Below are 11,946 nucleotides of genomic sequence, written 5' to 3' on the forward strand. Positions count from 1 at the left end.
CCAAAAAAATAAACTCATGAAATTAGTAATAGTTACAGCGGTAGAAGAATTTCAAAAGGAGGTTTTAAAAATCTTCAAGAAAGCAAATATTGAAAACTTTAGTAGTTCTGATATTGATGGTTATAAAAATGCACCTTCTTTATTAAAAGCTTCAAATTGGTTTTCAGCAGAAAAGAACGGTAATGAATCTATTATGTTTTTTTCTTTTACTAAAGAGGAAAAAATTGACGGACTTTTCAATTTTATAGAAGCGTTTAATACTAATTTAGAAACAAACAACCCTATTAGAGCGATTGTTCTTCCTGTAGAAAGATTTATTTAAAAGTTAAGTCTGCAAAGTTTCAAAAGAATTTAGACATAAAAATAAGGAATGATTAATAGTCCCGCAGATTACGCGGATTTACGCAGAGCCATAGAGTAAAAAAATCTGCGCTTATCTGTGAAATTAGCGGGAGACAAAAAAGAATAAAAATGTTAAACAAATATTTTAGAGTTGTAGTAGGAGTAATGGTTTTATTAAGTGTGGTGCTTTCTGTTTATGTGAGTCCTAATTGGATGTGGTTTACCGTATTTATAGGTGTAAATTTAATCCAATCTGCATTTACAAAATGGTGTTTGTTAGAAACCATTTTAGTGAAGTTGGGCGTCAAAAAATAAGAGTTGATCTTAAAATAAGACTTATTCGATAATTTTTTCTGGTTGTTTTAAAAGATATTTTGTTGAATAAGCTCTTGTAAAGTGTGCCCCATAAAAGAGAATTAAGCTAGTGTAAGAAACCCACAGCATTATTAAAATTATAGAGCCTGCAGCACCATAAGTAGAACCGGGTTCTAGTTCGCTAAAATAAATTGCAAGTAAATATTTACCAACAACAAAAAGAATTGAGGTTAGCAATGCACCAATTCTAACAGCTCTCCATGGTACGTTTGCATTTGGTAGAATTTTAAACATCGCAGCAAAAACAAAATAAATAGAAGCTAAGGAAATAAAAATATCTAAAGTAAAAATAGAATTCACGAATTCATTGGAAATAATATTTTTTAAATTTTCTCCAAAAGTACTAAGTAGTGAAGTTAATACAAGACTTATTAAAAGTAAGAAAACAATAATAAGGATAAAACCAAAACTTTTTAATCTAACAAAAACAGTTTCTAAAACACCATTTTTAAACCTAGGTTTAGCGTCCCAAATGGAATCTAAAATATTTTGTATTTGAAAAAACACCCCAGTAGAACCGTATATTAAAGTTGCAATACCAATTATTGTTGTAAAAAATGACGTTTTTTTACCTCCATCATTAAGCATCATTCCTTTTATTGTTTCTGCAGTTTCAGCACCAATAGCATTCGATATTTCGTTTAAAATTTGTCCTTCTACAATTTCTTTACCCCAAATAGAACCAACGAGGTTAAAAATAATAATTAGAAGTGCAGGTAAAGAAAGTATTGCATAATAAGCAATAATTGCAGCTTTATTAAAAGGATCATCTTTAAACCAAGATTTAGCACTCGTTATTAATAACTCGGGTAAGTGTTTTAGGTTAAACTTTTTTCTTTTAGTATCTTCTTTCTTTTCTATCATTAAAAGCTAAATTATAGCATAAATATAAATCTAATTTTCTTTTTTAACGAGTGTTTTTTAGTATACTATTTCCTGTTCATCTTTTATATTGAAAAATAAATAGTAAAATGCTGCTTTTTAGTTTCTATAATTTATCCTCTATGTCTTCCTCTTCTTTGTGGTTCAAACTTTTTACCTTCTCCTCCTAAACTATTAAATTTCCAGGTAAAGGTTAACATTGCATATTGTTTTAAAACGGTACTTGAAGAATCTTGAATATAATCTTCTGTTGCTACTCTTCTTGCATTTGTATTCTGATTTAAAATATCATACACTTTTATACCAACGGCTCCTTGATCTTTTAAGATGGAATAACGCAAAGTGGTATTCCAAAACCAAGCACTTTTTTGAAATCCGTCTGCAATATTCGGATTAAAGTTATACTTAACATCATTTCGCCATTCTAATTTTTTAGGTAAAAAAGTAGAGGTGCTTATTAAAACATCATGACTTGTAAAATTTTTATCACTAAAACTATCTATGTCGTAGGTGTTTCTGTTAAATGAAACAGAATAAGACGGTCTAATTTCAAAGACATCATCCCACATAAAATCAAAACCAATTCTTGGAGAAATTGACGTTGCTTTACTAGAATATTGTACACCATTATTAAAGTTAATATTTTTATTATGATTTCCAAAAACCATAAATTCATATTTTAAACTACCTAAATCTTCCCATTTTTTGGTTACACTATAACTTCCACCACCTTGTATACTATAAAAACCATCTACGTTGGCATAGGTAGTTTCTCTAATAAGTGTATTTTGGTCTATTACAGTATTTGCAATTACTCTATCGTTTGTTATAGAAGCATTACCAAAAGCCCAAAAACCTGTTCTGTCTTGCCAATTAAAATTAGAGAGCCCAAAACGAAGGCTATGTGTTTTAGTTGGGTCTAACTCTGGGTTCCCTGTTACAATATTTAGAGGGTTAGATTCATCTCTAAATGGTTGTAATTCATATAATGATGGAGTTCCGTTTCTAAAGTTATACCTAAGGCGAAAGCTACTAGTTTTGTTTTTTCTAAAACGGAGACTTAATCCATATTCTAGATTGTTAAACTCTCTTTCTAAATCTGTTTCTGGTCTTAGAAAGTCTGTGTTTTTTAGGGTTCTGTTTACGTAAGCGATGTCTGCAGATGTAGACCATTTTTCATTTCTGAATGATAGCTTTGCACGTGGCTTTTTCACATTATCTTGATACTTAAAATCGGTACTTAATAAACTACTAAAATCTGAGTAATCGTTTGTGTTTTCATCAAGATTAAATGTACTTCTTTTCTTTATTGTATTGGTGTTGGAGTATTCATAAATAACATCAAAGTGTAAAAGTTTAGAGATGATTGGAATACGATAGGTAACCTCACTACCTATTTCTGTTTTGTCTGTATTACCATCAGAAAATTGATCTCTTACTATTTGATTTGGACTATCTCCATAAATATTGGTTTCTGATTTTACCAAATCTTCAGTTTCAGATTTATCTACATTTGCTGTCAATTCTACTTTTAAAAATGCACCTCTACTACCAAACATCTTTGTTATGTTTATCTCATTATCAAACTTTTTTCTATTAGAATCTGCAATAGAATTAGAGTTAGAATCGTTTGTAAGTGTGTTGCTATTATTAAAACTTTCTGAGATACTTGAGTATGTGTTCTTGTTTGTATCTGCATTAAAATCAGACTCTATATCAATTCTAAAAGTACTGTCAATTTCAATCTCAAAATCTACACTTGCATCATGACTATCGCTTTCATTAAAAGAAGTGTTGTAAGAATTTGTAGAAAAGCTTGTACCGTCTGCTAAGAATGTTTCTCTGTTTCTAGTTGTTTTATTGTCAGATTCACTGTTTTTATAGAAATAATCACTAGAAAGTTCAAATTTTTCTCCAAAATCATTTATGTAGTTTAGACCATAATTGTTAGAAGTAACAATACCTTGGCCACCTCCAAAACTTCTATCATTTCCACCAAACTGTAATCGTTGATTTCCAAAACTAAAACCAGGAGAATTTACATTATTTCCACCAGCTAAAAGTCCAATTCGTTCACTTTGTTTAAAACGCGTTGCCATGCCTGCATATTCATACCTGCCGTCTGTTCCTATACCAGCTGCAGTTTTACCAAAATATCCCTTATTATTTTCTTTTCTAATAGTAAGGTTTATCGTTTTGTTTTCTCCATCAGAATCTTCACCAGCAAACGCTTGTGCATTTGTTTTTGTATCTGAAATTTGTATTTTTTCTATAATATCTTTTGTAAGATTTCTGGTGGTAATTGTTGGGTCGTTACCAAAGAAAGGTTTTCCGTTAACGAGTATTTTATTAACAGATTTTCCGTTTACGGTAATGCCACCTTCATCATCTACCTCTACGCCAGGTAGTTTTTTTAGCAGATCTTCTACATTGGCATCCTTTTTAGTTTTAAAAGACTTTACATTAAATTCTACAGTATCTTTTTTTATGGTGATAGGAGCACTAGATCTAATAACAACAGCATCTAATGCATTAGCTAGTTCTAAGTTTAAATTACCAACATGCTGGTTTTTTGTATTAATTATTTTTGTGTACGGTTTATAACCAATATATGAAACGACTAATTTTATTTGGCTATCTGCTGTTTTTCCTTCAACATTAAAATAACCTTTAGCGTCGGTTATTGTATAAGAAATAATACTGCTGTCTTTTAAACGTTCTGCATGTACGGTTGCAGATTCTAGTAATTCATTATCTTCTAGAGATGTTATTGTACCAGTAATTTTAAATTCTTTAGTTTGAGAATAGGTGATACAGGTAAAAATTAAGCAGATGAGTAAAAGAACTTTCTTCATTATTATTGGTTGATTAAATGAGGTGTGAAATAGTGTAACTAAATTTCTAGGCAAAGGTTTAATTAAAGAATTGATAAATATGGTGTTTTAACAAAACTTTAAGTTTTTAGATTGCTATTTCTTTTTCTATTTTGAGAAAAAAATGAACCAAGTTTATCAGGTATCCATTGCGTGTATTACAATAAAAATTAGTTAAGTGTGGAGATTTTATAGTTTTTTATTTTGTTATTTTTATTTATTCTAAATAAATACTATATTTGCGATATAATTATTTAATATGATAGTTTTTTATACCGAAAGTAAGTCTGTAGTTTCTATGTTAAATACATCCGTTTGTGATAGTGTTTGCTCTTCTAACTGCATAAAACCAAAAAGTAGCTGTTGTAATAAGTATAAAAAAAAGGGTATCAACTGTAAGCGATGCCCAAATATTTTACTAAAAGCTTCTTAAGTCCTTGCTCTTATTACTTTTTTAAGTTGATTGGTAATAAAGTTAATTGTAGATAACAAGCTGTTTTATTTAGAATACTTACTGTTTTGCTAACTTTTCTAATGCAATTGGTAAAAGTCTTTCTACAAATTTTGTATAGGCTAATTTAGAAGGATGCAAACCATCATTAGCAACTAAAGCAGTGTTTGATAACCCCATTTTTGTAATGTCTGTAATGTTTAAGAAAGTAATGTTTTTTTCTGCGCAGTAAGATTTAGCAAAATCATTATATTTTTTAATATCACTAGAAATAGTAGGGTTTCCTTGTCCAAAAGGTGTAAAAGCATAGTCGGGAATTGATACAACAATAACATTATTCATATTACTATTAGCCGCTTTTATAGCCATGTTTACCAATTTAGGAAATTCTTCTTTATAAAGGGAAAACGATTTATTCTGATATTGATTATTGACACCAATTAACAATGTAACTAAATTATAGTCTGTACTAATTTTTTCTGATGCTATTGCGTTAATTAAATTAGTAGTAGTCCAGCCAGTTCTTGCTATTATTTTTAAAGGAAAAGTACTTTTGTTTTCGGTTTGTATTAAAAGAGAACCTACTAATTGTTCAGGAAATCTACAAGTATTACAAACACTTTGTCCGATAGTATAACTATCTCCTAGCGCTAAAATTTTAAAAGCTTGGTGTTTTATTGTATCAGAATTATTTATGTCTGTTACACTATCTTTTACGGTAATAATCTCTTCATTTTCTATGATAGCATCTATTTCTGAAACGCTAGCACAAGATAAAAACAATAAAAAACAGACTGCAGTAATAAGGAGGTATAAGTTCTTCATATTATTGTAGTCTGACTTTTAGTGATTTAATTACACAATTTTATTTAAAAGCGCTTAAACCCGTAACGTCTAAACCTGTAATTAATAAGTGAATGTCATGCGTTCCTTCATAAGTAATTACACTTTCTAAATTCATCATATGGCGCATAATAGAATACTCGCCAGTAATTCCCATTCCTCCTAACATTTGTCTTGCTTCTCTTGCAATGGTAATTGCCATGTCTACATTGTTTCGTTTAGCCATAGAAATTTGAGCAGATGTTGCTTTGCCTTCATTTCTTAAAGTACCCAATCTCCATGCTAATAATTGTGCTTTGGTGATTTCTGTAATCATTTCTGCTAATTTTTTCTGTTGCAATTGAAATTGACCAATTGGTTTGCCAAATTGTTCGCGCTCTTTACAATAACGCAAAGCGGTGTCATAACAATCCATGGCAGCACCAATTGCGCCCCAAGCAATTCCGAATCTTGCCGAATCTAAACAACCTAAAGGCGCTCCTAATCCAGATTTATTAGGTAATAAATTTTCTTTAGGTACTTTAACGTTATCAAAAATAAGTTCTCCGGTTGCAGAAGCACGTAAAGACCATTTATTATGTGTAGTAGGCGTTGTAAAACCTTCCATTCCGCGTTCTACCAATAAACCATGAATTCTACCTTCTTCATTTTTAGCCCAAACAACGGCAACTTGAGCAAAAGGCGCATTAGAAATCCACATTTTAGCACCATTTAAGAGATAATGATCTCCCATATCTTTAAACTTTGTTTCCATGCCAGAGGGATTAGAACCGTGGTTTGGTTCCGTTAATCCAAAACAGCCCATCCATTCACCAGAAGCTAACTTTGGTAAATATTTCTTGCGTTGTGCTTCATTTCCATATTTATAAATAGGATACATAACTAAAGAAGATTGTACGGAAGCTGTAGAGCGAACTCCAGAATCTCCACGTTCTATTTCTTGCATTATCAATCCGTAAGAAATTTGATCTAAGCCTGCGCCACCATATTCTTCTGGAATATAAGGCCCAAAAGCACCAATTTCTGCCAAACCACTAATAATCTGAGTAGGAAACTCTGCTTTTTGAGCATATTCTTCAATAATAGGAGAAACGTCTCGTTTTACCCATTCTCTAGCGGCATCTCTTACTAGTTTATGTTCTTCGGATAATAAATCATCTAAATTATAATAATCTGGAGCTTGAAAAAGATCTTGTTTCATAAGTTTATATCTAAAAATTGATTCGAATTTAATCTTATTTTTTGAACAATATGTATGTTTTTAAACAAATATATTGATTCTTGTTTAATATTGATGTTTGTTAAAATGAAACTTTAAAAAAGCAACAAATATTAAAGTTAAAGATACAAAATCTATAAAAAGTAGATGATTTCTATTAAGTTTGTATACATGAAGCATACCTTAGGAAAAGAAGAGCGTTTAAAGAGTAAAAAGCTCATAGAAAAACTTTATATGGAGAGAAATTCTGTAAAGGCGTTTCCTCTTAGAATGATTTTTTTACAAACGGAGCATACCTCAGAATTCCCAGCTCAAGTGGGTGTTTCTGTTCCTAAACGTAATTTTAAACTAGCTGTAGATAGAAATAGAATTAAGCGATTAATGCGAGAATCTTATCGTTTACAAAAAGAAATTGTCTACAATAATATAGAGTTACCTTATGTTTTTATGATTTCGTATATTGGGAAAGATAAATGTACTTATGACGAGATGTACTTAAAAATGGAAAAGTTACTAACTCGGTTTGTGAGCGAAATAAATAATAAGAAAAATGACGAGGTTTAAGATTTCGAAAAATACAATTATTGTCCTTTTGGTAGGAACAATCTTTTTATCGTTTGCATTTAAATCGAAATTTTTTGAGGTTGCAAAACAAATTGAAATTTACAATACTTTATTTAAGGAGTTAAATATGTATTATGTAGATGAAATTAATCCTGCAGAATTAACAGATAGTGCTATTAAAAATACGCTTAAAGATTTAGATCCTTATACCAATTTTTACAACGAGCAAGATGTAGAAAATGCAAAAATATTAAGAGAAGGTGAGTACGGAGGTATTGGCGTTACTGTTTATTATTTAAAAGAAGGAATTCAGATTAAAGAAATTTTTAAGGGATATTCGGCAGATAAAGCTGGTTTAAAACCTGGAGATATTATTGTTTCTATTAATGGACAAACTGTAAAAGATATGGAAAGTGAACAACTTTCTATGTTGATAAAAGGAACGCCAAACAGCATGTTTTCTGCAGAAATTGAAAGACAAGGAAAAAGGATTCAGAAAGAAATAACAAGGGATAAAGTGGAGATAAACCCAGTACCTTTTTCTGAAATGATCGATGAAGAAACGGGGTATATTGTATTAACAAGATTTAATGAAAAAGCGTCATTTGAAGTAAAAAAAGCATTTAGAAAATTAAAGAAAGTAGGAATGAAGCAACTGGTTTTCGATTTAAGAGGGAATCCCGGAGGTTCTTTGTTAGAATCTATAAATATTTCTAATTTCTTCTTGCCAAAAGGAGAAGTAATTGTTTCTACAAAAGCTAAAGTTAAAAAATGGAGCAATATTTATAAAAGTACTAATGATCCTTTAGACTTAGAAATACCGATTGTAGTTTTAGTAAATGGACGTTCTGCTTCGGCCTCTGAGATTGTAAGTGGTTCTTTGCAAGATTATGATAGAGCGGTAATTATGGGGCAACGTTCTTTTGGTAAAGGATTGGTGCAGCGTTATAGAAAATTGACATACGGTACGCAGTTAAAATTAACAATTTCTAAATATTATACGCCAAGTGGTCGATGTATTCAAGAATTAGATTATGCTAATAGAGATAAAAATGGAAAAGTTCCTAAATTTTCTGATGCAGGAGTTAATGTCTTTACAACGGCAAACGGTAGAAAAGTATATGATGGAGGCGGAGTTTTACCAGATGTAGTTATTAAAACATCAGAAAAAACAGCAGCAACAGAAAAATTATTAAGCGCTATCACTATTTTTAATTTTGCAACAAATTATTATTATCAGCATCCATCAATAGAAAGTGAAGTTAATTTTGATTTTAAAGAATCAGATTTTATAGATTTTACTAATTATTTACAATCAGATACTACGTTTGTTACCAAACAAGAGAAGCTTTTTAAGGAAGCTTATCAGGCATCAAAAGGAAATGATATTTCTGACGAGTATAAAAAAATTAAAGAAAAATTGGTTAAAGATAAGATTGATGAAATATCAAAGAATAAAGATATTTTAAAAAGAGTAATTAAAGAAGAAATATTAAATAGATATTATTATCGAAAAGGAGTTTATAACCATAATTTAAAAAATGATTTGGTTATAAAAGAAGCAGTTAAATTACTGTATAACCAAGATGAATATAAGCAGCTATTGTCCGCTAATTAATTTATCTTTGAAGATTAAAATTTAGAATGGCGAAAATAAATAAAACAGATAGAACAAGAGCCCAAGAATCTACCAATGCAATAGAGAAATTATACATTTCTATGCGTCATTTATTTAGTAGAGGTTTTTATAAACCAATGGGAATTTCGGGAGAAACATTGCGTAAATCTTTACTTTCTTTAAGACCAGAGATTTATGGTTCAATTGCAGAAGAAAGAATTGAATTAAGTGGTTTGGTCTATGTAATAGAAAGATTACCAAAAGGAATTGAAGAGTGTCAATTTATCAATTTAACGGCAGATGAAGGCTATGGTGATTCTCATTTCGAAAGCATAATTCCTCCAAAAAGAAGAAGAAATTGTTATAGAATAGACAAAGATCAAATGAACATAGAGATTACTCGTGGGCGTTCTGAAATTTATGATATTCTTACACATTTAACGTTCTTGTTTATAGAATCTCATAAAATTCAAAAAAGAGTAACCATAAACGAAGGAACAGATTTTATTAGAGAATGGAAATATTTAGAAGATATTGTTATCTATAATAAAGAAATTACAGACCAAGAAAGAGAGGTTGCTACTGCTCATTTAAGTAATATTTTAGGAAGAACTTTTGAGGAAGTAGTAGATATTCATAAAACATTTGCAACATCAGAAAAAAAAGATCGTTTTTTTCATTTAATTTATTGGTTAGGTAAATTAGCAATAGATGAAGTTTTAGATAACAAAAAGAGAAAAGTTACTTTTAGCTCTGTTTTAATTGAAGAAATCGGACATCATATTTATGGTGATATTTGGGCAAATAATATTAAAAAAGTACTAAAAGAAAATAGTTTACTAAAAAGACCAATTCATATTATTAGTGCAAACATGCACAGTGTCTTAAATTCTATTTATGCAAAAGGTGCGTTGCCAAAAGAAGCTGAAGAACATGAAGGTTTTGGCCTGTTTCAGTTATTAAGTAATTCAGATAGTAAACCTTTGCAAAAAGCGGTTAAGCAATATGCGTCTGAAAATGGATTGATCTATATTAAAGATACTTCTGGTACCAATATTAATGTACAAGTAATAGATACAGAGAAAATTAATTTTGAAGATTCTCCGTTTGATAAAGTAAATTCTGTAAACAAAAAGCCTGTTATTATTGTAATGGATTATGCTTTTGGTGAGCAAGCTTACGAAACTATGGACGAGTTGTTAAAACCTTATAAAAACAGTAAGAAAAAGAATCATTTAGATGTAAAATCTGTTTCTATAATGGGTAAAGCAGGTATTTTAGAAGGTGGTAAAGGAGATATTATGATTCCTACTGCACATATTTTTGAAGGTACTGCAGACAATTATCCGTTTAAAAATGAGTTGTCTAAAGAAGACTTAGAAGGTTTTGGAGTAGAAGTTTTTGATGGTTCTATGATTTCTGTTTTAGGAACCTCATTACAAAATAAAGATTTGTTACAGTTTTTCCATGATTCTACATGGAATGTTATTGGTTTAGAGATGGAAGGAGCTCATTATCAAAAAGCAATACAATCTGCCTCTAAAATTAGAGGAAATATTTCTAAAAACGTAAAAGTAAGATATGCATACTATGCATCAGATAATCCGCTAGAAACAGGAGCAACATTGGCCTCAGGAGGTTTAGGTATGACAGGTGTTACACCAACATATGCGATTACACAAAAAATATTAGAACAAATTTTTTAATAGCCAAAGGCTAAATTTTATATCAAAGAAGAATGTCAACAAATCAAAAAAATAACGAAGAAGAAATAGATTTAGGTTCTTTATTTGTACTTATAGGTAAAGGATTTTCTAAGTTTTTTAATTTTATTGGAAGTGTTTTTAAAGCGTTTTTTAATTTTCTAATCATAATTTTAATCTTTTTTAAACAACACTTTATTAAAATTGCAATTGCAGCATTAATTGGGGCTGTTGCAGGTGTCTTTTTGGAGGTAAAAAAGAAAGATCTTTATGGATCTGATTTAATTGTAAAACCGAATTTTGAAAGTACAAGGCAATTATACAATAATATAAATTACTATAATGATCTTGTAAAACAACAGAAAACGGCAGATTTAGCAGCTATTTTTAAATTAGATGAACCAACAGCTGCCAGTTTTAAGAAATTTACAATCACCTCAATTAAAACTGAAAACGATATTATTGATTCTTACAATAAATTTATTTTGGATGTAGATACAGCAACTGTTAAGAGTTATAAATATGAACAGTTTAAAATGGCGTTCTCAGATTATGACTATAAGGCTCATGAAATTCATGTAGTTTCAGAGAAAAACGACGTTTTTAATAATTTAGGAGATGTTATTATTTCTTCAGTTACAAAAAATAAATACTTTAATAGATTAAAAGAGTTAGGTAATGAGAATTTAAATAGAACAGATTCATTATTACGCCAAAATTTAGGTCAGGTAGATTCTTTGAGAAAGGTTTACATGCAAGTAATGGTTGAAGAGGCTAAGAAGCAAAGTAATGGAACAAATATAGATTTAGGAGGAGTAAAGAGCACAACTAAAGAATTAGAGCTATTTGAAACAAACAGAAGGATTAATAATGAATTAATGAGTGTTGTTGATGATAAATCTGAAAAATATGAGATTATAAATGTAATTTCTAATTTTCAGGCGGTAGGTTATAAAATAAGTGGAGTTACACAAAATTATGTGTTTTTATTATGTGCTTTAGGTGCGGCTATTATGATTTTATTTTTAATGATAAAACAGTTAAATACGTTTCTAAACAACTACAAAAAATAAACA

10 protein-coding genes are annotated in these 11,946 nt (G+C 29.7%); 6 read left to right on the top strand and 4 right to left on the bottom strand.

Annotation, left to right across the window (positions count from 1 at the left end; translation table 11 throughout):
• Nucleotides 1-16 precede the first annotated feature (16 nt).
• Both KV700_RS12495 and KV700_RS12500 read left to right on the top strand, forming a co-directional pair.
• Nucleotides 17-322: a hypothetical protein gene (locus KV700_RS12495; protein WP_218598077.1), complete on the top strand. Its 306-nt coding sequence runs from the start codon at nucleotides 17-19 to the stop codon at nucleotides 320-322.
• Nucleotides 323-471: 149 nt separating this feature from the next.
• Nucleotides 472-657 (top strand): DUF2892 domain-containing protein, encoded by a 186-nt coding sequence (locus KV700_RS12500; protein WP_218598078.1) that lies wholly within the window; start codon nucleotides 472-474, stop codon nucleotides 655-657.
• A 21-nt stretch (nucleotides 658-678) separates the two neighbouring features.
• Here the strand turns inward: KV700_RS12500 and KV700_RS12505 are convergent, their stop codons facing one another.
• From KV700_RS12505 to KV700_RS12520, 4 genes are all read right to left on the bottom strand, one after another.
• On the bottom strand, nucleotides 679-1,581 hold the full coding sequence (locus KV700_RS12505; protein WP_218598079.1) for a YihY/virulence factor BrkB family protein: 903 nt from the start codon (nucleotides 1,579-1,581) through the stop codon (nucleotides 679-681).
• A gap of 131 nt (nucleotides 1,582-1,712) precedes the next feature.
• A complete protein-coding gene (locus tag KV700_RS12510) occupies nucleotides 1,713-4,454 on the bottom strand; it encodes an outer membrane beta-barrel protein (RefSeq protein WP_218598080.1) in 2,742 nt (913 codons plus the stop codon).
• 529 nt (nucleotides 4,455-4,983) lie between these two features.
• On the bottom strand, nucleotides 4,984-5,748 hold the full coding sequence (locus KV700_RS12515) for an SGNH/GDSL hydrolase family protein (protein WP_218598081.1): 765 nt from the start codon (nucleotides 5,746-5,748) through the stop codon (nucleotides 4,984-4,986).
• Nucleotides 5,749-5,788: 40 nt separating this feature from the next.
• Complete coding sequence (locus tag KV700_RS12520; protein WP_166383433.1) at nucleotides 5,789-6,967, bottom strand: acyl-CoA dehydrogenase family protein; 1,179 nt, start codon at nucleotides 6,965-6,967, stop codon at nucleotides 5,789-5,791.
• A 165-nt stretch (nucleotides 6,968-7,132) separates the two neighbouring features.
• Between KV700_RS12520 and rnpA the strand changes: the two genes are divergently transcribed.
• Genes rnpA through KV700_RS12540 form a run of 4 tightly spaced genes read left to right on the top strand, consistent with a single transcriptional unit; the run spans nucleotide 7,133 to nucleotide 11,943 of the window.
• Nucleotides 7,133-7,549: a ribonuclease P protein component gene (gene rnpA, locus KV700_RS12525; RefSeq protein ID WP_240914558.1), complete on the top strand. Its 417-nt coding sequence runs from the start codon at nucleotides 7,133-7,135 to the stop codon at nucleotides 7,547-7,549.
• A complete protein-coding gene (locus KV700_RS12530; RefSeq protein ID WP_218598082.1) occupies nucleotides 7,536-9,167 on the top strand; it encodes a S41 family peptidase in 1,632 nt (543 codons plus the stop codon). The genes rnpA and KV700_RS12530 overlap by 14 nt, the downstream gene beginning before the upstream one ends.
• 26 nt (nucleotides 9,168-9,193) lie before the next feature.
• Nucleotides 9,194-10,873, top strand: a complete 1,680-nt coding sequence (locus tag KV700_RS12535; RefSeq protein ID WP_218598083.1) for a hypothetical protein — start codon at nucleotides 9,194-9,196, stop codon at nucleotides 10,871-10,873.
• 32 nt (nucleotides 10,874-10,905) lie between these two features.
• Nucleotides 10,906-11,943 carry a hypothetical protein gene (locus tag KV700_RS12540; RefSeq protein WP_218598084.1) on the top strand — a complete coding sequence of 346 codons (1,038 nt, stop codon included), beginning with the start codon at nucleotides 10,906-10,908 and terminating at the stop codon, nucleotides 11,941-11,943.
• Nucleotides 11,944-11,946 lie beyond the last annotated feature (3 nt).

Origin of the sequence: Polaribacter sp. NJDZ03 (genome assembly GCF_019263805.1) — a bacterium.
Classification (GTDB): domain Bacteria; phylum Bacteroidota; class Bacteroidia; order Flavobacteriales; family Flavobacteriaceae; genus Polaribacter.